Annotated in this window: 22 protein-coding genes and 1 pseudogene; 19 read left to right on the top strand and 4 right to left on the bottom strand. The window is 47.3% G+C overall.

The features are described from left to right. Positions 1 to 94: 94 nt before the first annotated feature. Entirely contained in the window at positions 95 to 1513 is a 1419-nt protein-coding gene (locus tag LHUE1_RS02680; RefSeq protein WP_277848223.1) for a hypothetical protein, read from the top strand. Between the two features lie 139 nt (positions 1514 to 1652). Here LHUE1_RS02680 and LHUE1_RS02675 read toward each other — a convergent pair whose 3' ends face one another. Then, entirely contained in the window at positions 1653 to 3899 is a 2247-nt protein-coding gene (locus LHUE1_RS02675) for a hypothetical protein (protein WP_049171863.1), read from the bottom strand. Between the two features lie 826 nt (positions 3900 to 4725). Between LHUE1_RS02675 and LHUE1_RS02670 the strand changes: the two genes are divergently transcribed. The 4 genes from LHUE1_RS02670 to LHUE1_RS02655 all read left to right on the top strand — a co-directional run bounded on the left by LHUE1_RS02670 (position 4726) and on the right by LHUE1_RS02655 (position 8986). Next, complete coding sequence (locus LHUE1_RS02670; RefSeq protein WP_152902770.1) at positions 4726 to 5613, top strand: hypothetical protein; 888 nt, start codon at positions 4726 to 4728, stop codon at positions 5611 to 5613. A 38-nt stretch (positions 5614 to 5651) separates the two neighbouring features. Further along, a complete protein-coding gene (locus LHUE1_RS02665) occupies positions 5652 to 7115 on the top strand; it encodes a hypothetical protein (protein WP_049171867.1) in 1464 nt (487 codons plus the stop codon). Positions 7116 to 7175: 60 nt separating this feature from the next. Next, on the top strand, positions 7176 to 7712 hold the full coding sequence (locus LHUE1_RS02660; protein ID WP_025012840.1) for a hypothetical protein: 537 nt from the start codon (positions 7176 to 7178) through the stop codon (positions 7710 to 7712). 605 nt (positions 7713 to 8317) lie between these two features. Continuing rightward, positions 8318 to 8986, top strand: coding sequence for a B3/B4 domain-containing protein (locus LHUE1_RS02655; protein WP_049171869.1), 669 nt, complete (start codon positions 8318 to 8320; stop codon positions 8984 to 8986). Between the two features lie 119 nt (positions 8987 to 9105). On the opposite strand, the gene LHUE1_RS02650 is transcribed toward LHUE1_RS02655, so the two are convergent. The 3 genes from LHUE1_RS02650 to LHUE1_RS02640 form a co-directional block, all read right to left on the bottom strand. After that, positions 9106 to 9408, bottom strand: coding sequence for a hypothetical protein (locus tag LHUE1_RS02650; RefSeq protein WP_047105596.1), 303 nt, complete (start codon positions 9406 to 9408; stop codon positions 9106 to 9108). A 131-nt stretch (positions 9409 to 9539) separates the two neighbouring features. Beyond that, positions 9540 to 10187 (bottom strand): ABC transporter ATP-binding protein, encoded by a 648-nt coding sequence (locus tag LHUE1_RS02645; protein ID WP_049171873.1) that lies wholly within the window; start codon positions 10185 to 10187, stop codon positions 9540 to 9542. Between the two features lie 3 nt (positions 10188 to 10190). After that, the gene (locus LHUE1_RS02640; protein WP_065425680.1) at positions 10191 to 12308 is read right to left on the bottom strand and encodes a DUF1430 domain-containing protein; all 2118 of its coding nucleotides are present in this window, start codon (positions 12306 to 12308) and stop codon (positions 10191 to 10193) included. A gap of 366 nt (positions 12309 to 12674) precedes the next feature. Here LHUE1_RS02640 and LHUE1_RS02635 point away from each other — a divergent pair, with 366 nt between their 5' ends. The 14 genes and pseudogenes from LHUE1_RS02635 to LHUE1_RS02570 all read left to right on the top strand — a co-directional run. Then, complete coding sequence (locus LHUE1_RS02635; RefSeq protein ID WP_049171875.1) at positions 12675 to 13490, top strand: ABC transporter permease subunit; 816 nt, start codon at positions 12675 to 12677, stop codon at positions 13488 to 13490. Further along, entirely contained in the window at positions 13487 to 14191 is a 705-nt protein-coding gene (locus tag LHUE1_RS02630) for an ABC transporter ATP-binding protein (protein ID WP_025012844.1), read from the top strand. The genes LHUE1_RS02635 and LHUE1_RS02630 overlap by 4 nt, the downstream gene beginning before the upstream one ends. Beyond that, positions 14188 to 15426: an acyltransferase family protein gene (locus tag LHUE1_RS02625; RefSeq protein WP_049171877.1), complete on the top strand. Its 1239-nt coding sequence runs from the start codon at positions 14188 to 14190 to the stop codon at positions 15424 to 15426. Before LHUE1_RS02630 ends, LHUE1_RS02625 begins: the two co-directional genes overlap by 4 nt. Next, complete coding sequence (locus tag LHUE1_RS02620; protein WP_049171878.1) at positions 15377 to 16909, top strand: AMP-binding protein; 1533 nt, start codon at positions 15377 to 15379, stop codon at positions 16907 to 16909. Before LHUE1_RS02625 ends, LHUE1_RS02620 begins: the two co-directional genes overlap by 50 nt. Continuing rightward, entirely contained in the window at positions 16899 to 17867 is a 969-nt protein-coding gene (locus LHUE1_RS02615; protein WP_277848222.1) for an aliphatic sulfonate ABC transporter substrate-binding protein, read from the top strand. Before LHUE1_RS02620 ends, LHUE1_RS02615 begins: the two co-directional genes overlap by 11 nt. Positions 17868 to 18062: 195 nt before the next feature. Then, entirely contained in the window at positions 18063 to 18401 is a 339-nt protein-coding gene (locus LHUE1_RS02610) for a PadR family transcriptional regulator (protein ID WP_049171883.1), read from the top strand. Further along, positions 18398 to 19018, top strand: a complete 621-nt coding sequence (locus LHUE1_RS02605; RefSeq protein WP_049171885.1) for a DUF1700 domain-containing protein — start codon at positions 18398 to 18400, stop codon at positions 19016 to 19018. Before LHUE1_RS02610 ends, LHUE1_RS02605 begins: the two co-directional genes overlap by 4 nt. Then, positions 19015 to 19884: a DUF4097 family beta strand repeat-containing protein gene (locus tag LHUE1_RS02600; protein WP_049171886.1), complete on the top strand. Its 870-nt coding sequence runs from the start codon at positions 19015 to 19017 to the stop codon at positions 19882 to 19884. The genes LHUE1_RS02605 and LHUE1_RS02600 overlap by 4 nt, the downstream gene beginning before the upstream one ends. 21 nt (positions 19885 to 19905) lie before the next feature. Then, complete coding sequence (locus tag LHUE1_RS02595) at positions 19906 to 20766, top strand: ATP-binding cassette domain-containing protein (protein ID WP_217774499.1); 861 nt, start codon at positions 19906 to 19908, stop codon at positions 20764 to 20766. Between the two features lie 5 nt (positions 20767 to 20771). Beyond that, the gene (locus LHUE1_RS02590) at positions 20772 to 22283 is read left to right on the top strand and encodes a hypothetical protein (RefSeq protein ID WP_217774500.1); all 1512 of its coding nucleotides are present in this window, start codon (positions 20772 to 20774) and stop codon (positions 22281 to 22283) included. A gap of 813 nt (positions 22284 to 23096) precedes the next feature. After that, a complete protein-coding gene (locus tag LHUE1_RS02585) occupies positions 23097 to 23345 on the top strand; it encodes a hypothetical protein (RefSeq protein ID WP_049171893.1) in 249 nt (82 codons plus the stop codon). Positions 23346 to 23424: 79 nt separating this feature from the next. Next, positions 23425 to 23673: a hypothetical protein gene (locus LHUE1_RS02580; RefSeq protein WP_049171895.1), complete on the top strand. Its 249-nt coding sequence runs from the start codon at positions 23425 to 23427 to the stop codon at positions 23671 to 23673. A 724-nt stretch (positions 23674 to 24397) separates the two neighbouring features. Beyond that, positions 24398 to 24673: a type II toxin-antitoxin system RelB/DinJ family antitoxin gene (locus LHUE1_RS02575; RefSeq protein ID WP_025012856.1), complete on the top strand. Its 276-nt coding sequence runs from the start codon at positions 24398 to 24400 to the stop codon at positions 24671 to 24673. Continuing rightward, a pseudogene (locus LHUE1_RS02570) lies at positions 24660 to 24951 on the top strand (hypothetical protein); the annotation flags it as partial. The gene LHUE1_RS02575 and the pseudogene LHUE1_RS02570, both read left to right, overlap by 14 nt. Between the last annotated feature and the right edge of the window lie 142 nt (positions 24952 to 25093).

The following is a 25093-nucleotide window of genomic DNA, read 5'->3' as shown; positions in this document are numbered from 1 at the left end:
AAAAAATTAACGTTGCGAGATAATCTCACACGTCATTGCTTTAAAAGTTACTGACAATGAAACGTGTGAACCGATTTTAGAAAGGAAGATGAAGATGGGCCTATTTGCTAAGAAAAAAACGTCAGATCAGAATGACCTTCTTGGTGCGTTGGAGAAGCAATTGCGTAGGGCTGGGGATGACGGTCTCGCAGGCCTTGCGGAGTTGTTGCCCCGAACGGACGCCAACGGTTTACAGACAGGGATTGCAGGGACAGCGACAGCCAGTGAATCAGAGCCATCCGGTAACGCGGAACAGGCTCAGGCGGATGACGTTCCTGAAAAGTCTGAAGTAGTGAAAAGCAAAAACTGGACAATGAGCATTTCCAAAGGTGCGCAACTGAGCTTTGCTAACGATCAGTTAACACTTTATGTTGATTCTGAACAATCTGCGAGCAGTCAATCGGCTTCAGCGGCCGATGCTAATGATTCTGCGGATTTGAAAGTAACTGCTAATGAAAAAGAGAAAAAAGAAGGCGAAGCTTCAACTCCGGCAGCAGGTATGGCCTTTAAACCGGACAATGTGATTGACATTGATCATTTCAATCATAAAAGTCTCTCTGAAGCTGATGCGCAAGCTTCCGATGCTGCGGCCATTGCATCAGCAGGTGATACTCGTACCGAGATAGCTGCAACCGCCTCATCGGATCCGGCAAAAACAACACAACAACTTCAGGATGGGGAGAATGGCTCGACGCCGGAAATGAATGTAGCCAAGTCAGCTTCACAAGCCGCAGTTGAAAAAGTTATTGAAGTCTCATCAGAAAAGAATGAAGAATTGAGTTCAACAGCAAACTCAACCCATTCACAGGCTCCAACTGAGGGTAACGCTGGCGCATCTGTACCTAACCAACAGATGACACAAGTTTCGGAGAATCAATCGAGTGTTGAGCATGTCACTACTGAAAAGCCAAAGGTATCAGACCAAACTTCCGACTCAACTGAAGTGCATAGTGCTACAGGTCGCAGCTCAGAGACAGAGACCGCTGTGATGGTCGCCATCAAAGCACTTCAGCAACAAAGCCAAATGAACCAAGAACAAGTGGCGGCTCTGTCCACAAAACTTGCGCAACACTTGGATGCTTCCGCTGAATTCGAGCGCACACATAGCAAGACGGTCAATAAACTCAGTGAGATTTTAATCAACCTGATTGTGACTAAGAACGAGCTGGAAAACACCAAGAAGGATTTAAATGATACGAATGAAGCACTTGGCAAGATTCGCGAGCAGGTCAGACAAACCCATGAAGAGGTGCTTAATCGCCAAAACGTTCAAAACGAAAGCCAACATGCGCTTGTGACTGAATTGCAGGCCAAACTCCAAGAGGCACAAAAGTCGATCAAGGCATTAACCGACAAGTATGCAGAAAGTCAAGAGCAAACAAAGACACTGCAAGATAAGGTCAACAATCTGCGTTTTGAAAATTTGCAGTTACAACATCAGATTGAGGACAGTAAAATGATTCAAGCTGAATAGACGATCTTTTCGGTCAGTACCAGAAGAGACAACAATAAGAACCCAGCGCGGTGAGCTCATCCAAGTGAGCGCAGCGCTGGGTTCTTATTGCGACCGGCTTGCAGCCGAGTCCGTTTTCTATAGAAATTTTGGTTGATGATCAATCAGCGGGCATCGAAAGTTGAACCGGTAATGGTGCCTGATTGAGTACATTAACATAAAGTGGCAGCTTGGCCTTTTTGGCTAAGGCACTTTGTGTCGTGACGTTGTTGGTGATAAAGGCCTGTTGCTTGTGATCGGCCATCCAGCGAGTAAAGTCGTCTGTGTCGACAACGGCTTCATCGACAAATGGCACTAACTTGACGCCGGATTTGGCGGTCAAATCACGGTAGGCTTTGGACTTGAAGTTGCCGATCATAGCGCCTTCCTGTGGGAATGACTTTTGTAGCCACCAAACGTTGAGAGCCGTAAGGGAGTCGAAAGAGTTGATTTGCAGACCGGCTTCGTTGAAGACACTAATGTCGCTTAACTTCTGACCTTCATAAGTTGCTGAAACGACGAGCAAACCGTCACGACGGTAGAACTCTTTGCGTGTGATCCCGTTGGCAACGTCATAGAATGTGTTGGCCGATAGCACACCATTCTTACGGAAGAAACTTTCTTTCGTGAGTTTGTCACCTTGGCGATAGGCAATCTTTGCAATGAGCTTGGTCGGCTTCTTTTGGGCGTCGAGTTGATAGGTGACAAGCATGTTGGTTTGACCATCCGGCATGGTGATGGTTTCGGCCGTGTGGTTTTCATTCCATTGGCGATTTTTGATATTAGCAGGTAACGTTGCGGCATTCTCGGCGCCTTCACCAGCATTTTGCAATTGATAAAGGCAGTTGATGATTTGGATTTCATCCGGATTGAAGTTGTTAGCCGTTGACCAGGCATCGATGGTCGGAACCAAATCGATGTTGAAATAGGTCGTGAAAATACCAACCTGTTTCTTTGGCATTGATTGTAACATGTCACTTAGCGGGGCCAGCGCTTCAAAATCATGTGCAGAGAACGAATCAATATCCAGAATTAATGGTGCATAGTCAGCTTCACCCAAAGCATGAACCGGCTCCGAGAAGTTCAACCATGCGGTGATGCCATCACTGAGCGTATGCAACTGGTCATGCAAACGTTTTGACTCGTCTGTTAAATCGGCCTGTTGATGCTCAAGTTTGTCTAATTGGGCTTTGTCGTCAGCCTGATCACTGGCCACTTTAGCTTTCAATGTATCAAGCTTGCGTTGCGCATTGGTAATAGCTTGGCCATTGGCATTTTGTTCGCTATTGATTTTGGTGATTTCATCTTTAGCTTGGTTAATTTCATTGATAATATCTTCAAGCTGCTTCTTCAAGCTGAGCTGCGTTGCGGTTAGCTTTTTTTCACCGGCCTTAATGTCATCGATTTGCTTACGGTGAGCATCGGCAAAGGCGAGGACTTTTTCCGGATCTTTGATGCCGGAAAAAGCGGCCATGATTGCCTCTTCATCCTGCTTGAATTTCTTACCCTGCTCAAGGGTCATTTGCGCTTGCTTTTCTAGAGATCGGCGTTGGCGGTTGAGATCGTCAAGAATGCCTTGTTTGGACTTGAGTTGGCTCGCAATTTTGTTGGCTTGGTTTTGTAAATCGCTAATTGTATTTTGCGCAGGAACTAACTCGCTACCATCATTTTGGGCCATGCGTTTTTGCATGGCTTTGATGTCGCGTTGTGTTTGAGCCAACGTCAACTTGTTTTGGGTTAGGGCGGCCTGCAAATCGGCACGTTTAGCAAACATATTCGTTTGAAGCGTTCGCCGGGCCTCATTGTATGTAGAAATCGCTTGTTTCAAGGTGTTCTTGGCATTGTCAATTTTAGCCGAGCTGGCGGTGATGTTTGTTGCTTCGGTTTTTGGAGCCGAACTTGGTACCTCTCCTGATTTGCGCTCGCTCTGTGTTGGTTTTGCCATCGCCGGTTTGCTAGCTTCTGGTGACTTAGCTGACATCGTTGATTTTGCAGAAGTTGCCACACTGGTGCGTGAAGCGGTTGACGATGATTGCGAGCCTGTGTGCGTGTTAGAGGTTGATGCTGAAGCGGATTCGGTCAGCGACGAAGATGTCGACTTGGCAGTAGTCGTCGTTGCGGTAGACGCAGTAGCGGAACGCAAATTGGCAACCGGACGATCCGCCACCGCGGTTTTCGTTCCAGTTTCTGGAAGTACCCGCGGCTTGGAAGCAGCTTCTTGTTTGGACTTAACAGATGAAGCAGACGAAAACAGATCAGTATAGCTATCCCCTGTCGCCGCGCTCGAGTTTTGTTCGCTTTCCTGTTGGAGCTTGTTTGGCTGATTGCGCAAAAACTGGATCCGCCCTTTTTTCCCAAAGATACTCATTTTTAAACCACCCCATAAATTAAGTTTTCTATTTCTACTAAACAATTGAAGCATTATTTCTCACCTGCTAATTGTCTTGTTCTTTGTGCCAGTCCGGCATCGTTTTCGCCCAGATTGCTGATTCTAGTTGACACATTACCTAATCTCAATCGTATTATAAGGCATAATTGCATGACCGATGCACGTATTATTAAACTTGTTGTCTTTAATCTCCAAAGGTTCTGGCAAAACATTAGCATCAAGCAACAACATTGTCTGATTAACCGGCGTGATGACGATCAGCCAAATAAAAGCGTTCATTTAAGTACAATTAAATAATGAGAAACAGGCAAAATCCCATGTGCCTATTTTACAGCAAAGAGCCGATTTAAAAAAGAATTTTATTGTTGAATATTAATTACTCTAAAGTTGAAAATTCTTTTTGATTTTTTGATCTTGTCTGGCATTTCAAGAGATATCCAATCCAAAAGTGAGTGTAGAAGTGCGTTCTGAATCACGATCATGTTATAATTATTAGTGTTGTTGACTTTTGCCATTCACTGTGACAGGCGCAAAACATTTCTTTGTTCACAGACATTAAGGAAAGTTGCCAAATAATGAATACATAAGTGTCTTTTGGCTTTTTTTGTTTATGACGGGACCATGTGCGTCTGGTTTGTTTCACCAAAGAACACTTATTAAATGAAGGTAGGGTGCAGTCATGGGCTGGTTGTCGAATAGATCAAAAAAGAAACAGGAAACAACGAATGCGACTGAAAAAACGAATGATTTCGTAATAAGCGATGATAAGCAAGACTTTTTTTACTTAGAGACTTTGCCAGAAGATATGTCACAGCAGCTGTGGGCAAAGATTGCAACGGTGATGAATTATTTTAAAAATAAAGGGTTGGCCCCAGCGATCATTGATGGCGGGTTCGGTTTTGGCAAAGTTTCCCGGTTCATGCGTTATCGTGACAAAGAAAAGCTGTTTTTACCGCCAACGTCATACCATAATTTTTATACATCATTACACCAACGCGGCAGTGTCAGTCGCGCAACGGCCACATTTGGTAGTGAATTCACCAAGGAACTGACGCCTAAGCAAACTTTGGGCAGTCATGTGACGCGTTATGTCGATCAAGATGGGCAAACTGCGATTAAAGTCGAACGTGATGACCAGGAGCGGGTGCAGGTTGTTAGTTATTTTCGCGATGGTAAGTTGCGTCGCGAAGATAGCTACGATCACCAAGGGCGCTTGATGATGACTGAACGTTTCGCTGAAATGCCGAATATCCATCGGCAAAATGCAACAGATCCGTTTTTTGTGACGACTTCGGTGCACCGTATGCTGGTTGACATGAGCGGGCGTCCAGTCATTGTGGCATTGCCGACTTTTAATCAGTTTTGGGTAGAGTCGGAAAGTGGGGAACCGATTAAGGCCTTAGATGATGAGGAAGAGTTAATGGTTTGGTGGTTGTTGCAAAACTTTCAGCATACAAAACGTAAACTTTATATCGATGCTGATAGTGACCTGTTTGCGCAACTTATTGACGAGCCGGCCATGCATCCGCATTTGGTGCCAATTGTTTATGACAAACCTGACACTGCGCTGCTGGCGAATGTGAAGGCACAGGCGTATTTAATCAGTCAGCAATTTGTCGATCAACCGGATGTTAAGAGGTTGGCAGGCGAGGTGTTGCCGATCTTGAGTTGGCATGAATATATGCCTCATTGAGCGGGTTGGTATCGGTAGAATGAATGCGGAGGAGAATCATGGTTTATTTTTTAACATATCGATTTGAAGGCGATACACCTAGTGGTAAAGAGCAGGTACAACGACTCCAATTATTTGCGGATCACCAAGTGCCGGCAAGTATCATTGTCTTGAGCGCGCAAGAAGATCTGGATGAGCAGGTTCAAAAGGCTCGTTTACAGTCGGATCAGGTTATGTCACTGATTGATGCTTTACGTGGCGTTGACACAAGTGAAGGAAAACCGCTTTACACGATTGGCGACATTATGAAGCTGAACGATTATCAAACCAAGACAGTTGATCACCATTTACAATTTTTGAATGGTGACCATTTGATGTATGATGTCACAGCTTTTGACGATGAAGCTGAGTTGACCGCACAGCGGATTCATACCATTACGTTCTTTGGCGCTAACAACCGTAAAAGTTATGCCGAGGTTTATGATCATCAAGGCAATAAGGTGAAAACCGTGTATTTCCAAGCGGATGGGCAAGTGCGACTAGCCGTGTATTTTTATGCGAATGGAATGCCGCTTTTGTTTTGCCAGTATGATGGTAACGGCATTTTGCAACATCTGACAGTGTTGGACTTGGCTGGGCAATCAGCCGAGTTTACGGATTGGGCGTCATTTGCCAGATACTGCTTAGTACATGTGATGAAGCAACAGCCGGGTAAACTATTGGTGGATCAACCAAGCCGCGTTTTGCCCATGTTGGGACAAGCAACAATGACTGATTTTGTGCCAGTTGTCAGAACCGAAGAGGATGTCAGTGCTATCAGGCAAGTCGAGCAGTCAAACGTTGGTCGCGCTGCTTTTGGGCAATTGATTGCTGATCCTCAAGCGCCCTTTGCGTCATCTTTAACGCAATATGGAAATGTAGTGCCCATTGCGGCAACAGTGAGCCAGCAGTCCACTATTCCGGAAATTAAGCCATGGGAACAGCGCCTGCCTGACCGAGTGGCGATGGAGCTGGATAATCAAAACTCGGCGATTTTTGAACAGTTACTGAGCACGTTAGCAATGGTTAAGGTCAAAGAAAATCAAGTGAAGTTGGATCTTTTCGTCAAGCATCAAGATCAAGCGCTGGCTCAGCAATTGCTAAAAAGAATTGAGCCGCTCGGATTGTCTTCACTTTTGGATGTTCAAACCCAATCATTAGCGGACTCAGGCGACTTGGGGCAGGTAATGGCATTTATCGTAGCGGATCTAGGCAACTTGGGGGATGCTGATTTGTTGAGCTCGCTCACTTATGGCACGCCGGTCATCACGTTTGCAAAAACTGCCGATCAGATGCTGAATGGCGCAACCAATGGTGAGCTGGGAATTGTCAAGCCGAGTGAGCAAGTGCTTGATGCGGCGACTGATATATTGAAATTATTGACGGATCAAACTTGGTGGCAGGAAGTCAGTAATCATGCGCTTGCAGCGGCCAAGCCATTGCAGGGCTTGACTGGCTGGGAGCTATGGAAAATGGTATTGTAGCCATTGACATGGTGAAATTATCAGGCATGCAGGAATGACAACGCATTGGAGGAATGGAACGTGCGAAAATTAATGAGCTTATTGGTCTTAATGGTGACGATTGTCGGCATTGCTGGCTGTCAGTCAAAATCGTCAGATTCGTCGGCAAAAAAATCTTCGACGATGGTGACGACCAATAAGTTTGACCAAAAGGCGCTTCAGAAACGCTACACCAAGATCTCGGATACTGTGATCCAAACCTTAACCAAGATCACGGTGAAAGACGACCAAAAAGACATTATGGCGTCGGCTAAAAAAGGCGTTGACGATTTAGATAAAATTACCTTGGAATTGCAGAACAATCAGCCCGCGTCGGGGATTGGCACAAAAAATACCAATGGTGACTTAACCAAAGCGCTGATTACATACAGCCAAACCGCCACCGATGCCTTGAAGAGCCTGCAAGGGAATGATTCCAATGCTTTTCAGTCGGACGTCAAGAACTTCTTCAGTCAAGCTGCCAGCATCGGCAAGCAGTACTTTAACGGCCAATTGCCGGTCTCCATTCAAAACTTTTCCCAGAATCGCCAGGCCGTTACAACGATTCCAAGCAAATAAGGGGCTTCTACAGAGATATGATTAGAAGCTAAATTTGAGTTTGATCGGAAGATGGCGCTATTTAAAAAGTTCCTATTTTGCGACATTGACTTTCCGTAACTTTGACACTAGTATAAAAGCAATTTAATCCTTCAAAAATGCAGAGAAGAGTAACGGCGATGCAGGTGTGCAGCGAGTCCGGGAGATGGGAAAGGATAACCGAGCGAGCCGTGAAGATGAGCTTTGCGATATTGTTAGCTTGTTGACGCAGGCTAGCCGGTCGGAACCGTTAACTTTCCGGACCTCACAATGGGTGCTGCAGCGGCATTCTATTGCGGCGTCGTTGAGGCATTGCTTGTGAAGGTAATGTAAATTTGGGTGGTACCACGTGACAGCACTCGTCCCTTTGATAATAGGGGATGGGTGCTCTTTTTGTGTGAGCGCGAGCAGGAGCGCTTAGAAATCGGAGTGTAAGTGGCCTCAAGTCCAAATGGCTGGGCTTTGGCCATTTGGACTTGAGGTCCTTACACGTAGATTTCTGCGACTGCTTGCGCGTTATAGAACGCGAAAGCAGCATTTAACACCCCCGTCAACCCACACAACGCAAAAAGAAAGAGGCCATTCACATGAACTTTATCGTAGATCCCAGAGTATTGGCGCTTGGTGTTAAAATTCGCGGCGTTGAATTAACCGGCGTGGATAACCACGCGTACCCGCAGGCGCTAAAAGAAATGATTGCCAACGAGATTAAACAAGTCCTGACAACACTGGATCGCGAACAAATTAAAACGGATCCGGTCATTCAAGGCTTTTGGGATTTGCATCGCGCGGTGCATTTGCCAAAACGCAATAACACGCCGGCACCAGCAACGTTGCTGAAGCTCATCCTGAAACGTGGTGAGTTGGCACCGATTAACCCGGTCGTTGACTTATATAATTTGATTTCGATTCAAAGCCATTTAGCGCTTGGCGCCCACGATGTTGACCGCATAGATGGCAATGTCAATTTGCGACTCACGACTGGCACCGAGAAATTCATCCCCATCGGTGCAAATGGTCAACCCGAGCCTGTCAAAGCAGGCGAATATGCTTACATTGATGACAGCAACGAAATCATTTGCCACTTGGAGACGCGCCAGGTGGAAAAGACAAAGGTGACCGCAGAAACAAATCATCTGTACTACATTGTGCAAGGCAATCAACAGACTAGCCAAGATTTTGTGGATCAGACGGCTGAACAGGTCATCGCCTTGACGACCAAGTATCTTGGCGGACAGGGGAAGTTGCTGAATTAATTGTGACCGGTTTGCTGATAGAACCTCTTGTTAAAATTGACGGCATAAACTAAAAAGCTGAACAGTGGCAAAAAGTCTAGCATGACCGAGGCTTTCTGTCACTATTCAGCTTTTCTTTTCTACTCCAGTACCTCGTATTCCTTCAAAAACCTTCTCCGCGACACCACACGCTGATTCGTTGCGTCCAAAAAATCGCCTGTATACCCATACGCGTAAACGCCAAATCCAGCATCAGTGTCATTGGCGGTAAAATTTATTTTCTTAATGATTGGCGGTCTCAACGCTGCCATCAGAATGCGAACGCGGTTGTCTAACCAATAGATTTGATTTTTGGCTAAAGCATCCTTTACCCAATCAGGACGTTCACTGGTTTGACTGATCTCCCAAACAGAGGCCGGTTTGCCTTTATAGAGGACTCTTATGATTGTCACCATCCTTGCTGATCAAGTGAAAAAAGTGGTGGACTCGGGGTAACTAAATTAACCCACGTCACGATAACATCCCACCTCTTCGGTAGCAACAGATTTCTTCAGCAGAACTCAAATATCGACAACTAATCCTCTGATGACGACCCAATCGCGATCGTGCGGGAGCATTCCTTGGCCACCAGCGGATCGTGAGTCACGATAATGATGGTCTTTCCTAGCCGGTTAATGTTCTTGAGTTCGTTTAAGATGAGGCTGCGGTTGTCGCCATCCAGTGATCCGGTTGGTTCATCGGCGAGGATGAGTTTGCTGGGCTTGATGAGGCAGCGGGCGACGGCGACACGTTGTTGTTCGCCACCGGATAATTCAAATATTTTGCGGTCAGCATAGCCGTTCAATCCGACTGTTTGAAGCGCATCGTCGATTTGGGTTTGACGTTGCGCTTTATTTAGCTTGAGGTATTTCTGGGCAATTGCCAGATTTTGCCCGACTGTTTCGTCATCGATGAGGGCGAAGTTCTGGAAGATATAGCTTATTTTCTCGCGAATAGTGCGGTTGGCTTGGCGGCTGTTGGGCTTAATATTCTTGACGCCATCGAATTCGTAGGTGCCCGAGGAAAAATCGTCAATCAACCCGATGATGTTCAGTAAGGTTGACTTGCCTGAACCACTTGGCCCCATAATAGCAACCATTTCACCTGTCTCAATGTGGAGATTGAGGTTATCAAAAATTGTTTTGGAAGCGAACGTCTTGGTGACATTGGTCAAGTCGATCATGGCTTATTCCCCCTTCAGAACCTGGACGATATTTTTATTTTCTTCGTGATAAAGCATGGCGAAAGACACGAGTAGATCACAAGCAGCTAAAATGAGGCCAACAACGATGGCGAGCGCTGATTTCTGAAGCATAAAGGCGACGATGATTTGCGTCACGTACATTAGAAGAAGGAAGCCGATAATCTGTTGGTAGCGGTCAAACAACTTGATGCCTAGAACGCGCAGAACCGATAATTTGAACTTGTGCGTTTCGAAGTACAAAAAGCTGGCAAAGGCAGAGACGATGAGCGAGATCAGGAAGGTGATGATCAGGAGGCCAGCAGAAATCTGTAAGCCTAGTCGCGAAGAATCGGTTTCGTTGTTTAAGATCGAGCCGATCGTGGCAAAGCGCAGTTCGATGCCGCCAAGCTTTTGCGCGTTTGTCATTGCTTTGAGTTTTTGCCGGTTTTGTTTGGTGTTCGTGATTCTCAGCGGATTTGAAACGTCTGCAGTTAGCAATTGATTTTGGCTTTTGTAATCAATTTTTTGCGGGTTGATCACTTCGAAAATGGGGTTCGAAGTGGCGTGCCATTTGCCATCACTGGAGAAGTATTTAGCCCTTTCAGTGGTCGGCGTGTAGTACTGGATAGTGACTTTTAACTGGCTAGGCGTCGTTTTCTTTTGTTCAGCTTCGGACAGTCGATCGTAGGCGAGTAGCTGACTCAAAAGCTTGATATGCCGATCATTTTTGCGAGATATTGGGGCTAAAAACTGGTTAGACAAATGCTTTTTAGTAGAAAGATTAAACGAACGTAAGGCATTTTGATTAACCCGAACAACTTGATAGGCGTCTTGCGGTTTGAAGGTACTTGCTGCGGGGTACCTAGTCAAATTTCGGCGCGGATACACGGTGCCTCCGGATATGAATTCCGCGCTAAGTTGCGTATCCAATTGCGAGAAAACGGCGCCTAGCTTTGCTTCGTTTTTGCCGTTGTTCAGCTCGAAGTTTTTCAGTGCTTCGCCTTCAAATCCTAATGAGTTAATGGTGAGTTTTTTCCCGACTTCAGCCACCTGATTGTAGCGCTTCGTCGCGGCGACAATGTCTTTGATGTTGGCCAGACTGCCAATCAAGAGAACAGTGGTCAAAATAATCATCACGGCTTTCAAAATGGCAAGGAGGCCAGTGCCGAGTTTGAAGCTAATCGCATTTTTAAGAAATTGAACGACTTTAATACTGCGGATCAGTACGAGGACAATAAGAATGGCAATTACAAAAATCAATAGAACAGCTATCTGGGAGGCGCCCAACAATGTCCAGAAACCTTTTGGAAAATAGTCAAAGTTGAAATAGCAAGCCGCCAGCACTAGCACACTTGATGCAAGTGTCGTGATGATTGGCAATCGATACAGTTGAAGCAAAATATCACGAGTTGACAGCCCGACAATCTTCCAAACGCCAATCGGTTTGATCCGGCCCATGGCTAAGGCGAGCACGCCTAATAAAGACAGCAGCGCCAAAACACCAAAAGCAACACCGTACATCAACAAGTCTCGATTGACATATTCTTTCTCAGATTGTGTTTTTGGTGTCAGCAACTCTGACTCGGGAACGTCGAAAAATACCGCAAATTCCTTGGTGATGGTATCTTTCGAAGCGCCAGTGGCGGGGATGATAGTGTAAATACCATTTGCCGATTTGTCACCGTTCTTAAAATAAGCTGCCATGCTTTGGAGGCGAATGTTGATGCTTTTTCCGAAAACCGGAATATGCGGCTGACCTTTAGAAGAAGCAGTTTGGGTATAAGTGGCATTGGGCTTTTCGAAAAGCTTAACGGGTTGAGGATTCTGGAAGAAGTTGGTGTAAGGAAAACTTGACTGATCAACAACGGCGGATTTTAAAACGGTTTGGTTCGGAAAGTCAGTTCGCACAATTGAGGCGTGCTGGTTTTTGGCCAATTGCTCGAAAAAGCTTAGCGTTGCTTGCGGGCTTTTAGTGGTGTTGGCCAGATAGACCTTAAATGAAGTCGACGTTGACTCAATGTTTTCGACCCGGATCTGATCGTTAGTCTGGAAAATATTAATGACGAATAAAGACGCCAGTAAAACCATGAATGAAAGAAAAATGCTGACAATCCGTTTCATGAACGTGCTCCCCCTTAAATGCAGTTTGACGCTGCCATAAACACAAGTTCGAAGTATAACGATCGCCTTGGTTACCCCAACAGCAAGACATTTTCCTTAGTGTACTTCAGGTTTTATGAAAGCGTCTACAAAAACGAACTGCCACAAAATCTTTTGGCTCTTCGTGATTTAGCAAAACGGCTTTTAAGGGATAAAACCGTTATTTTCGTTTCCTTCAACCCGCTCATTTACTGGCCCAACGCCGTTTCCCGCCCGAAAAGACATTTTTTCATGATGGTTTGGTCATAAACTCTTCAAATTGACTTAAGTCAGCTTTAAGTCGCTGCCCGTAGTATGAACACCATCAACTTAAAGGAGATGGCGCTGATGCAAGAAGTAACGACACTGACGCAACAGCCAAAAAAGCGGACGAGACGATCCGTGAATTGGTTGAAGGTACTGCCATGGATCGTGCCACTGGCGGTGCTGATTGGCTGGCAGGCTGCAGTCAGTTTTAACTGGATCACCAGTTCATTGATCCCGGCTCCGACGACCGTTATCCAAGATGGCATCACGTTGTGGCAAAACGGTGAATTGCCAAAGAATATTGCGATTAGCCTATATCGGGCTACGGCCGGTTTTGCCATCGGCGGCAGTGTCGGCTTTGTGCTCGGCCTCATCAACGGCTTGGTCAAACCGATCCGCGCGCTGCTGGATAGTCCCATTCAGATGTTGCGCAATATCCCGCATCTGTCATTGATTCCTTTGATGATTATTCTGATGGGGATTGGCGAACCCGCTAAGATCGCGTTGGTGGCGATCGGGGTCATGTTCCCGATGTATATCAATACGTATCAAGGGATTACGGGCGCTGACCCGGAGCTACTGGAAATGGGCCGGGCTTATGGACTTTCCAGACGGGCATTGTTCACCCGCGTGATTTTCCCGGGTGCCTTGGCCAACATTCTGATGGGTGTTCGCTACGCACTTGGTGTCATGTGGACGACTCTGATTGTTGCCGAGACGATTTCGGCCACTTCCGGTTTAGGATACATGGCCACCAACGCCCAAGAATTTATGCGCATGGATACGGTTCTACTTTGTATTTTGATTTACGCCTTGCTAGGAAAACTTTCTGATGTGATTGCTAAGAATCTGGAACGACTTTTCCTCAGCTGGCGACAAGGAGGCGTTGACGCATGACCAACCCAATTGTGAAACTGCAACATGTGGAAAAAGTATACGGTGACAAAACCGTCCTGAACGATATTCAACTCAACTTGTACCCGGGTGAGTTCCTGGCCTTGGTTGGGATGAGCGGCGGCGGAAAAAGCACGATTTTACGCTTGATCGCTGGGCTTGAAGCGCCGACAGCCGGTCACCTAAGTCGTGAAAAAGGCTTAGTGATGCGGGTGATGTTTCAAAATGACCGTCTGTTACCGTGGCTGACCAATCTGGATAATGTCTCGTTTAAGAATCGGGATCCGGAGGTCATCAGCGAGGCGAAAAGTCTCTTGCATGCAGTTGGCTTAACCGATAAAAGCACCGGTTATCCGGCGCAACTTTCCGGCGGGCAGAAGCAACGGCTGGCGTTGGCCCGGGCGTTACTGGCTAAGCCGCAATTGTTGCTCCTTGATGAACCGCTAGGCGCGTTAGATGCGTTGACGCGGCAACGGATGCAGGATCTCATTTTGAAAATTTTTACCGAGCAAAAGCTGAGTACGTTGCTTATCACGCATGATGTCAACGAAGCAGCCCGGATGGCGGATCGGATTATTGTCGTCAGGGATGGCCAGTTGGTTGCCGAAACGACCGGAGCCCGCGGGCAGTCGCCTGAAGTAGTGGCCCAAACCGCTGCCCGGGTATTGCAAGCGATCTTGTCAGAAGAGCCGGTGACCTCATGAAAGAGCCAGTATTAACCGCTACTGCTGCCAAGCCTGCTAAGAAACATCGTTACCTATATGAAATTGACTTGATGCGACTGATTTTCATTGCCGGGGTCTTGTTGAATCATACGACAACCGCGTTTGAGCATCAGCTGTCCTCCGGATTCGCAAGCACCGCCTTACTTGCCACTCACTTGATGATCCACTTCACGCGGATGGGCTTCATGTTCATGACCGGACTGGTTCTGACCATGGTTTACTATTCGCGGAAACGTAATTGGCCGTTGTTCTTCAAAAAACGGTTCACAACTGTCGGCATTCCCTATGTTTTGTGGAATACGTTGCTGATGATCGGATCCATCTTGCTTGGTATTGGCGGTTTTACCATTGCCAATTTCTGGCCGGACTATCTCAGCGCTATCCTGCACGGCGATCAGTTCTACCTATATTACGTCTTAGTCACGTTGCAACTGTATCTGTTGTTTCCGGCGATGCTTTGGCTGTTTAAAAAGACAGAAGGGCATCACGGTGCTTTGGCACTGGCCAGTTTTGGCTTACAACTGCTGATTGTGGCCGGGATTAAATACGGACTGCCCCACATCGATACCAGTGGTTGGCTATGGTGGTTCCGTGCTTATGGCGTCAATGTCTTCACGTATCAATTCTTCTTCATTGCCGGTGGCCTTTTCAGCTTACATGCTAAGGCAGTCAAGGATTGGTTGCTGGATCATCAACTGCTCATCGGCATCAGCACATTGATACTCAGTTTTGGCACAATTGGGCTTTATGTCTTTAATAAACAGATTTTGGGCATGACCCATAGCGCCGCCGTTTCACCGCATCAACCTTATATGTTGGTCTATGACGTGGTGATGATTGCTTTTGTGGCACTGCTTGGCCAAAAGTATGCTACCTGGCATGCCAAGCAACCTACCCACTGGTTCGCTTGCTTAGTTGGTAATGGTGCCCAAGTTTCTTTTGGGGTCTATCTTTGCCAAACGATCGCACTGTCGTTATTAAGCGGGGTGCTGGGATTGATGCATCTTAGCAATCTGACCCTGATGTTACTGTTGCCGCTTGGTTATCTCGGTATTCTCGGCGTCTCTTTTGGGATCGCCTGGTTCTGTTACAAAGTTTCACCGTTTGGATGGTTAATAGGCCGTCCGCAATCGTTGTCGTTATCTGCGAAAGGAGTCTTGAATCATGAGCAAGCTCACCGATCAGTTATCTCAGAATCTCATCAATCATCGTGATTATCCCTTAGTTAAGTCCGTTGCTTCCAATACGTGGTACACGGGGCGCGACTTAGAAGAAGATGTTGCCGCCTTACGCGAGCAATTTGCCGAACAGAAAATCGGCGCTGGGGACCAGGTTTTGATCGTCTTGCCGAATTCACCGGTCTTCCTGCCGCTTAATCAGGCGCTTTGGGAAATTGGTGCGGTCGCCCATCCGATCGCGGCTAAAACGCCGTTACCGGAATTGCTTGACGAGTGGACCACTTATCACTATCAAGCGGTTATCACCCTGCCAGCCCTGGGAGAAGCCATGGAAGCACCCTTGATCCCATGGGCGCGGGTTCGCTTGCATACCATGCCGGAATTGGCGATTCTAACCGATGCAGGTCAGCTGGCTTATCGCATCAACGCCCCACAAATGGCGCCCCGCGAAGATGATCTGGCCTTAATTTTGAACACCTCAGGCACCACCGGTAAACCGAAACGTGTCGGCCTGACGCACCGAATGCTGGTTAACGCCGCCCACTATGACATTATGAGCCACGCACTAACGCCGGATGACACGGCAATGGTCGTGATGCCGATGTTTCATATCAATGCGCAGGTGATTTCGGTTTTGGCCACCCGACTATCCGGTGGTAAGTTGGTCATTGCGCCTAAGTTTTCGGCAAGTGCCTTTTGGCCAACCATTGAAGACAATCACGTGACCTGGGTGTCGGTGGTTCCGACGATCATTTCGATTCTGCTGATGAACCAAAATGCCTTAAAAGCGTATCACGACAATATCCATTTGCGGTTTGTCCGCAGTTCTTCTTTCGCCTTGCCAGAAGACAAACTTGTGGCGTTTCAATCGCGGTTTCACACGCAGGTTTTGGAAGGCTACGGCATGACGGAAACGGCCAGCCAAAGCACCTTGAATCCGATTCAGGCACCCAAAATCGGGTCAGCAGGCAAACCAGTTGGCACGGACCTCCGTATTAGATTGGCAGATGGCACGTTGACCAAAAAACCATTTGTCGAAGGCGAGATTGTCCTTCGCGGCGACCACGTGATTCATGATTATCTCGAGCCGCATCCTGATTCATTTGCCGATGGCTGGTTCTTGACCGGCGATATCGGCTATCTGGATCAAGACGGCTACCTGTTTGTCAAAGGCCGCCGCAAAGAGATGATCAATCGTGGCGGTGAAAAGGTGGCACCAGCCAAAGTCGAGAATGTGCTTAATGAATTGGATTGGATCGCACAAGTGGCGGTCATTGGATTACCGGACAATCTGTACGGGGAGGCCGTCACGGCTGTGGTCATTCGGCAGGATCCAACTGCTGATCCGCAACAAGCCAAGGCTGACTTACTCGATTTTGCCCGCCAGCACCTTGCTGCTTACGAATGTCCGACCGAAGTCGTGTTTGTCAAAGCTTTTCCAGTGAATACCACTGGCAAGGTTTTGCGACCGAAACTACGCGACCAACTCATGCGAGGCGGGAAACTTTATGAAGCGTAAATTTCGATTCATTTTACTGTTAGTCGGGCTCATTGCGTGGTTTAGCGTTGCCGTGTATGGCTATACCCAAACCACCACGGCTTCGACCAATCAGGAAACCGTCACGATTGGCTACCAAAAAGCCGACCCGGTGGACATCTCCCGCCAACGCGGCGAACTAGCCAAGAAATTGAAGGCAAAAGGCTATCAAGTCGTCTTCAAGGAATTCTCGGATGGCGCTGCATTGATGACCGCTCTTAAAAGCGGCGCCATTGACTATGCGCGAGTTGGTGATACGCCGCCAGTAACGGCTAAGGCGTCCGGCACAGACATCGCTTTGATTGCAGCAGGGGCCACGAAAGAATACGGCAGCGGCATTCTGGTTGGCAAAAATAGCGGCATCACCAGCCTCAAGCAACTCAAAGGCAAGACGATTGCTTATCAAAAAGGTACTGCTGCTCAGTATCTGATCATTCAGGCGCTCAAGAAAGCCGGCTTATCAACCAATGATGTCAAGTTGGTGAATATGGATCAGAGTTCGGCGTCGGTTGCTTTTGCTAAAGGTGGTGTGGATGCCTGGGTCACCTGGGATCCGTACACGGCAACCGCGCAAGTGAACAACAATGCCAAGTTGCTGACAAACGGCACCGGCCTGTCCAAAAACCGGGACTTCCTGATTTCGACGCAAAGCTATGCCAAGAATCACACGTCATTAAGCAAGTTACTGACCACAGCGTTGAATGACGACATGACGTGGGCGAATGCGCACCATACCCAACTGATTGCCATGCTAAGCAAGACCCTCAAGCTTTCGGATGAGGTGATCCAAAAGATGGTCGAACGACGAACCTATTCCATGACCCTGATTAACGGCAACAGCACGATTGTGGCTGAAGAAAACGCCATTGCCAAGACGCTGTATCAAGCTGGCGTTGTCACTAAGGAAGTGGATATGAAAACAACGTTAGTCGACGAATAGACCTAATAAATGAAAGTTTACGATAAATCGCTAAGTATCACTAAGCGGTCAACCCCTTTGGTATGAAGGAGTTGGCCGTTTTTTCGTGCTTATAACTGTCAAAGAGTTTGGGACTTTTTCGCTTAGCTTTCTTGCATATGATATTATATGACGTATAATATAGGCGATGATGTAATAAGGAAGGAGGTTGGGTTCATGGGTATGCCGCTCAGTGCGGAACTATTAGATGGCATTGTGCTCGCCGTGTTGCAACAATCCGATGCATACGGATACGCACTGACCCAACAAATACAAGCGGTGATCAGCATTTCCCCTTCCACGTTGTATCCGGTGTTGCGCCGCCTAAAAGCTCAAGGTGCGTTAACGACTTACGATCAGCCATACGAAGGGCGCAATCGCCGTTATTATCGGATTACGCCTGTCGGATCCAAGTTGTTACAGGAAACCGAAACCAATTGGCAGACTTTTAAGCAGCAGATTGAGCATTTTCTGCCCGACGCAGGTAACCAAGCGAAGGAGGAGAAACGGTCATGAGTAGTGAAGCTTATTTTCAGGCATTAATGCAAATACTGTCACCGCTAACCGGCGATGAACGGACAGAAGCCGTTGCCTTTTTTCAGGATTATGCCGAAGATGGCGGCTTGACGGACGGCGATGCAATTACCAAGGCGCTCGGCACACCGCAGCAGCTTGGTCGTCAGATTTTGGCAGATTATGCGATTAAAAGCAGCACGGCTTCTGGCTCCGCGGCGTCGCCTAAAGCAAATGCTCGGCAAATCAAGACCATTGTATTGGCGATTTTGTCAGCACCGATGACGGTTCCGGTTGCTATTGCGTTGTTTGTTATCGTTTTGGCACTGTTGATTGTGATTGCCGCAGTCAGTTTGGCGATTCTGCTGGTGCTTGCCGGTGCCACTGGTCTGGGCTTGGGCGTCGGCGCCTTCTCGATCTTCGCCGGGCTGTTCCTGCTGGCTCATCCCATGGTGGCGTTGAGCTACATGGGCTTAGGGATAGCAGCGATTGGCGTGGGACTATTCCTGATACCGTTATTGAAATGGACGACGCAAGGCATGTTTAACGTGGTGGCCCGCTTCTTCCGGTGGATCTATCGACGCATCCGCAAGCAACATTTGGAGGTGACCCAATTATGATGAAAAGATTACTCGCAATTGGGGCGCTACTAATTGTACTTGGCTTGGCCATGCTTGGCATCGGTGCCGCTCACGATGGGTTGCAGCCAATTGCGGTGGTACACGGGCAACCCATTATTGCCAACCCGACGACCAAAACGCAACAGGTCAAACCGTTCTCACGACTCTCGGTGACTGCTAATGATATGGACGTGGTCGTGAAAACCGGCGCGCAGTATCGCGTTGAAGTCACCTCAGTTGGATCAGGACACGTTATGCAGACGGTTCGTTCCGGTCAGCTCAAGTTAACGCAAAAAGGAAAGCCGATTTTTGGCATGATGCTCGGCCAGACACGCGCACCGCAAATTACGATTACAGTTCCGCGCGATCAAGCCATCACAGCGGCAACGGTCCACACTAGCTCCGGTAACTTGACGTATGCCGTTGCCAAAACCACTCGACTTAAGCTCAGTGCAACCAGCGGGGATATGACGGTCAGCCATGTTCAGCAGGCGCAGTTGCAATTGCAGTCAGACTCCGGCAATGTCCGCGTGACGAACGCAACATTGCATGAACCAAAAGTCACGACGAAATACGGCGATCTGTTTGTCACCGACAGCACGATCAATCAGGGGCAATTTACTTTGAGCAGTGGCGATTTTCACATGACGCACACTGAGCTGAAAGGGAAAAATCAGGTTAACAATACCTATGGCGATAATGTCGTCACTGGCGCAGATAAGCAGAGTGGCTACGCATTACAGACCGGTTCCGGTGATAACAAGGTATTTACACGCGCCACAACTGAAAACAACGTCACTTATAACCGACGAGCAGATACGCAGCTCCGCTTAGTCACGCACAATGGCGACAATCAGGTGAAATAACGCGTTCGGAGGTTGATTTTTATGAAACTTACAACAAAAAATTTGACCATGCAATTTCACAATAAAATGGCATTGAATCATGTTTCGGTGACGATTGAAAGCGGCGGTTTGGTTGGCTTGATTGGGCCAAATGGCGCAGGCAAGTCGACGTTTATGAAAATTTTGGCGACGTTAATGCGCCCCACGGCTGGGGATGTTTTGCTGAATGGTCAAAGCATTTTACGGCATCCTGGCAAAATGCGGCGGGTATTGGGTTATATGCCACAGACTGTACCGATTATTCCGCAGTTGAACGCGACGGAGTATTTGCAATATTTGTCCGCACTCAAAGGGTTGCCAACGACCAAGGCTAATCGCCAAATCAAGGCGTTGTTGCAGCAAATGCATTTGCAAGGTGTCGCCCATGCACGTTTAGGCGGTTTTTCCGGTGGTATGCGGCAACGTGTGGGTTTGGCGGCCGCATTGTTAGGCAATCCCCAAATCATTATTGTCGACGAACCATCTGCCGGACTTGATCCGATTGAGCGGATTATGATGCGCAACTTATTAAGTGAACTGGCCCAAACGCGAATTGTCTTGTTGTCGACGCACATTGTTTCAGATGTCGAAGCCGTTGCCAGTCAATTGTTGTTGCTAAAAGACGGGCAGTTGGTCTTCCAGGGCACCGCACCGGCACTGATTCAAGCCGCAACGGGTCACGTGTGGGAGTATGTGCTGCCACAAGGAACGGAACCGCAGACCGATCAGGCGATGAGCGAAATGCGGCAAGCCACTGATGGCATTCATATTCGAACCGTTGCCAAGCAATCACCAACACCTCAGGCAGTAGCGGTGACGCCCACGTTGGAAGATGCAACGTTAAGTGCTTTGGAAAGCCGGTGATCAGCATGTTAACCATGATCAAAACATCGTTCAAAGAAAGAGCCCGCCAGCACTCATTCTGGCTGATGATCGGGACAGTGGTCGTGTTAGCGATTCTGTGTACCCCGCGGTTTAACACCGGTATTAAAATCCTATCGTTAGATCCTAAGATTTTTCGGCAGGCGGATAATCCGACTTGGTTGCCAATCTGTGCTGCCCTGATTTTCGGATTCACGTTGCCATTCTTTGGCGTCGGCGCGGTTGAAAATGCGCTGCAAACCGATCGTACCAGTGGCGTATGGCCATGGATTGCGACAACGCGGTTTGCGCGGATATCGTATGGACTGGCTTTATTTGTTGGCAACTTTTTGGTGTTGCTGTCAATGTGGTTCGTAACACTGCTGGCTACAGGTTTGATGGTGGTGATCCGGTTTCCCGGACAAGGTATCAGTTTTGCTACCTTCCTTTCGCCGTTTCTGGCCTTGTTGCCAAGTATGGCGTTGATTGCGGCGCTGGCATTGCTGGTCGAAAGCGTCACGGCTAAACGCAGCAGTGGGTTGGTCACAGTCTTTATGTTCGGCCTCTTGTATGTGTATGCCACGCAGCTATCAGAGCCGCATGCATTTTGGCATCGCTTGTTGAGTCTCAGCGGCTTGACGTCACTGCAAGATACGGTCAGTCGCGCTAGTGAACATGTCATCGGTCGCCCGATCGATGGGATTCAAATGTTCAGCAGTTATGCAGGACAGCAAGGCAAGCTGTCGCTACATTTTGGCCCCGTGGCATTTGACCGGACAACATTGGCCTTTATGCTCGGTGAGGTATTGATTGCGGTAGGCATTGCGTTGGTGGCGGCATTGCTGATGCACAAGGCGCGGCAAACCGGCGGACTAAAAGTAAGACATCAAGTCCAAGCGCCAGCATCTAGCGCTTCAGTACCAGCAGACTATGTTCCCATTCAGGCTGGACATTTTCAGTGGCTGCAACTCCTGCAGGTGGAAGCAAAACGTCAGTGGCACATCGGTTCGTGGCGTTATCGCGCGCTTTTGCTAGGCAGTTGGTTGCTTGTCTGGTTTGTTCCCACCGCAGCACAACAAGAAGCGGGCTTGCCGATCGTATGGCTTTTGGCCTTGCCATGGCTGAGTGCATTAGGCTCATCACCACGCGGCTGGCAGTCATGGCTGCATACGGTGCCGGCAGCGATTCAACACCAAAAATGGGCCGAATTGTTGGTCAGCGGCGGATTGGCACTGGTCATCATGGTACCTTTCATCGTCCGGAAGCCTAGTGTCGCGCTTCAGCTGATACTCGTAGCCGTAGCGACAGTTGCATTGGCGCAAGGGATGGGAAGCTTGCTAAACTCAGGGCATTTGCTAGCGTTGCTGATGGCGCTATTCTGGTTTTTCTACATGAATGGTCTTACCGGAATGATCAGCCCAACGCATTTTTCCTTGATCGTTTGTGTTGTCTTTGCGGGGCTGTTCATCGTCGGCTTGGCGTTGACGGAGCTTGCGAACCGCCGGCGAAGTTTGGCTTGATGGTGTGAATATTGGGAAGGGGTGAATGCTTAATATGATGTGCTTGCCAGGGTGGAAGTCATCTCGTCCAAAGCTATCTTCACGCCGACTTCTAATTGCGTCGGTTCACGCTCACCATAACGCGCTCCCCGGCGCAGAAGCCTGCGTGTAAGGACCTTGGTCGCAATCGCCAAATAGTTTCAGTGGAAGATGATTCTATTTTAGGCAAATGTGAGACCAGACTTCCGCTTTCTATAACGCGCTCACAGTCGCAGAAATCTCCACATAAGGACCCCAAGCATAAATGGCCAAAGCCCAGCCATTTATGCTTGGGGCCACTTATGCTCCGATTTCTAAACGCTTCTGTTCGCGCTCACCAAAAAAGCAACCCCATCCAAAAGGATAAGGTTGCCACTGTGGTTTGTTTATCAAGCCACAGAAATGCCTTTCGCCATCATTATGGCAGGCATCAAGTATCGTTGCCGATACTACGGACTCGAAGTCCAATAAATTTATACGGAGTCTGTGCTCCGGTGACTTTATGATAGCGATTTCTAGGTGAAATTGAAAGTTATTTGCCTCGGGTAGTTTAGAATTGGAGAAGTTTAAAGCTAGAGCATCAACATAGTGAGAATCTTGATGTATAAATAATAAAAAACTTATAGATTCTCTTTTAAATATAAGATGCTTAAATGTTGATAAATCAATAATGGAAGAACGGGTATAATTTGTTGACCGATATGAATGGATGGGTATAGATTACATTTGTGCAAGAGCTTTGTACTGGGAAGAATCTATGTCTGGCACGATTAGGATACAGGGAGCTGACTTGAAATGACTTTCTGGGATATCGTTCAAATTATGTTCGCCCCAGTCGTGATTATCTGGATTATTGCGACATCGAAGGGCAAGATTGATCGCAGAACGAAGGAACTCATTTGGATTGTTGTCATCTTAGTGATTGTTGGAAATGTTGCAGGCTATATCATTGTGACTGAGCGAAGCCAGTGGGCGATCGCCTATAATTACACATTTGCCTTTATCCAGTTAGTCATCATGTGGTCTTTTGCAAGGAATTTCTAAAGATTCATTTTAAAAGTCTGAAGTCACTTTCGGAAGACGCGTGGTGAACAACGTCACTTAGATGTCTAGGGGTGGGCGAATGAACATTGATGATGCAACTCAAATTGTTTTTACCACGATCGTCATCATTTGGATTCTTAAAACATCCAAAGGCAAACTTGATAAAAGGACAAAGGGGTTAATCTGGATTATCAATGTCCTGTTGATTACTGCCAACTTTGGTGCGTATTTCCTGACAGCGGAGAACAATCAATGGGCATTGGCCTATGATCTTTCTTTCACCTTTATTCAACTTGTCATACTTTGGTATTTTGCACGAAATTTCTAACGAGTTTGTGCAAAAGCAACAGGTACTTCCAGCAGTCACCCCCTTGAGCTATATTTCATTCATCTTCGTCCGGACACAAAAAGATATCATAATTTTTACGAGGCCAAGCAAGTTTTTGTCAGCCTTACTAAGGGCGACAAGGTAAATATACTGCGCGAAAGAAAACAAACTTGGAAACGGTAATCAAAAAGCTGAGCGTTAAGGTGAACAACAATGTCAAATCAGCCATTAAGGTTCAGCGAGAAATGAACGAGCTTGATGTACTACTGAAATGGAAAAGAGTTAGGCTTTGTATTTCGCATTCGAAAAATCCCAACACCACTCAATTGCTCGGCTGATAAAATCAAAAAAATCTGGAAACAAATCCCAGCCACGCAACGGTTTTTGCACAAATTATTGCAGTTTCACCAAAAACTGCTGACGCATGGGAATCTGGTAAGCATCGTCTAAAGGGTCCCACACGTAGACTTATTCAGGTAATTGCACAGATTTCCAAAGAAGCAAGCAAGTTTATCTGACTTTCTTGGAATGTGGCGAAATATGATTTTCTACGAACTACGGAAAGAGGCTGGGTACATAATACCAGCTTCAAACTAAAATGCCCTGAAACTCCTAACAATCTGGAATTTCAAGGCACTTTTTTATGCAGACGCAGAGTTGATACTGTTTTATACTGAAAAAGTAGTATATAATGAGTACAAACTACAAGAAGGTGATGTTTACCATGGCGGTTCAAGAGAAGAAGCGGATACAGGTTCAAGTTGATAAGGAACTAGCCGACGATACTGAGCAGGTCTTGGAGCGGCTCGGATTGACGCAAACGACAGCAATCACGATGTTGTATAAGCGAATTGTTGCTACTGGTGCGCTACCGTTTAAGCCGGCTTTAACCGAGAATGAGAAAGCGACTTTACATTTCCTTAAAAGCACTGAAGATACACCAGTAACAGTTTTCAAGGACGCGAAAGAAGTCGATGAGTGGCTCAATGAAGACGAATGATCTCGTGAGTCTTTATGTTGCTTTTGTCGAAGGTAGCGGAGGTAAAAAGCGGCCGGTGTTAGTTCGAAGTGTGACAGAAACGCGCGTCACGGGTTTCAAGATCACGACTAAGTATGCAAATAAGTCAGTTTTTATTCGACGACAGTATTATCAGATTCAAGACTGGCAGGTCGTCGGTCTTAGACAACCCTCGTGGATTGATATTGGTCGTCTTTATAGTTTTCCTAAGCATGGCTTGCATTTTAAAGAAATCGGACATTTGACCCCACGTGATCAAATCGACCTAGATCGTTTCAATACGCGCTTCAAAGAGGCTCAAAAGAAGCGGTCCAATCGTTAATCGGTCTTAGCTCAACGAGATAAGCACAGTAGGCGTCACTTGTTGGTCGTTTCGAGTTTCTTCGGTGCACTCGGTTTGTC

Source organism: Lacticaseibacillus huelsenbergensis (genome assembly GCF_029726355.1).
In the GTDB taxonomy this organism is placed as follows: domain Bacteria; phylum Bacillota; class Bacilli; order Lactobacillales; family Lactobacillaceae; genus Lacticaseibacillus; species Lacticaseibacillus casei.
The sequence above is the reverse complement of the archived record's forward strand: the minus strand, read 5'-3'. Positions and strand labels throughout refer to the sequence as shown.

Excerpts from the sequence above, each read along its gene's own strand:
- LHUE1_RS02680 (WP_277848223.1), top strand. The coding sequence starts at position 95 with ATGGGCCTATTTGCTAAGAAAAAAACGTCAGATCAGAATGACCTTCTT.
- LHUE1_RS02675 (WP_049171863.1), bottom strand. The coding sequence starts at position 3,899 with ATGAGTATCTTTGGGAAAAAAGGGCGGATCCAGTTTTTGCGCAATCAG.
- LHUE1_RS02670 (WP_152902770.1), top strand. The coding sequence starts at position 4,726 with ATGTCACAGCAGCTGTGGGCAAAGATTGCAACGGTGATGAATTATTTT.
- LHUE1_RS02665 (WP_049171867.1), top strand. The coding sequence starts at position 5,652 with ATGGTTTATTTTTTAACATATCGATTTGAAGGCGATACACCTAGTGGT.
- LHUE1_RS02655 (WP_049171869.1), top strand. The coding sequence starts at position 8,318 with ATGAACTTTATCGTAGATCCCAGAGTATTGGCGCTTGGTGTTAAAATT.
- LHUE1_RS02645 (WP_049171873.1), bottom strand. The coding sequence starts at position 10,187 with ATGATCGACTTGACCAATGTCACCAAGACGTTCGCTTCCAAAACAATT.
- LHUE1_RS02640 (WP_065425680.1), bottom strand. The coding sequence starts at position 12,308 with ATGAAACGGATTGTCAGCATTTTTCTTTCATTCATGGTTTTACTGGCG.
- LHUE1_RS02635 (WP_049171875.1), top strand. The coding sequence starts at position 12,675 with ATGCAAGAAGTAACGACACTGACGCAACAGCCAAAAAAGCGGACGAGA.
- LHUE1_RS02630 (WP_025012844.1), top strand. The coding sequence starts at position 13,487 with ATGACCAACCCAATTGTGAAACTGCAACATGTGGAAAAAGTATACGGT.
- LHUE1_RS02625 (WP_049171877.1), top strand. The coding sequence starts at position 14,188 with ATGAAAGAGCCAGTATTAACCGCTACTGCTGCCAAGCCTGCTAAGAAA.
- LHUE1_RS02620 (WP_049171878.1), top strand. The coding sequence starts at position 15,377 with ATGAGCAAGCTCACCGATCAGTTATCTCAGAATCTCATCAATCATCGT.
- LHUE1_RS02615 (WP_277848222.1), top strand. The coding sequence starts at position 16,899 with ATGAAGCGTAAATTTCGATTCATTTTACTGTTAGTCGGGCTCATTGCG.
- LHUE1_RS02610 (WP_049171883.1), top strand. The coding sequence starts at position 18,063 with ATGGGTATGCCGCTCAGTGCGGAACTATTAGATGGCATTGTGCTCGCC.
- LHUE1_RS02605 (WP_049171885.1), top strand. The coding sequence starts at position 18,398 with ATGAGTAGTGAAGCTTATTTTCAGGCATTAATGCAAATACTGTCACCG.
- LHUE1_RS02600 (WP_049171886.1), top strand. The coding sequence starts at position 19,015 with ATGATGAAAAGATTACTCGCAATTGGGGCGCTACTAATTGTACTTGGC.
- LHUE1_RS02595 (WP_217774499.1), top strand. The coding sequence starts at position 19,906 with ATGAAACTTACAACAAAAAATTTGACCATGCAATTTCACAATAAAATG.
- LHUE1_RS02590 (WP_217774500.1), top strand. The coding sequence starts at position 20,772 with ATGTTAACCATGATCAAAACATCGTTCAAAGAAAGAGCCCGCCAGCAC.
- LHUE1_RS02585 (WP_049171893.1), top strand. The coding sequence starts at position 23,097 with ATGACTTTCTGGGATATCGTTCAAATTATGTTCGCCCCAGTCGTGATT.
- LHUE1_RS02580 (WP_049171895.1), top strand. The coding sequence starts at position 23,425 with ATGAACATTGATGATGCAACTCAAATTGTTTTTACCACGATCGTCATC.
- LHUE1_RS02575 (WP_025012856.1), top strand. The coding sequence starts at position 24,398 with ATGGCGGTTCAAGAGAAGAAGCGGATACAGGTTCAAGTTGATAAGGAA.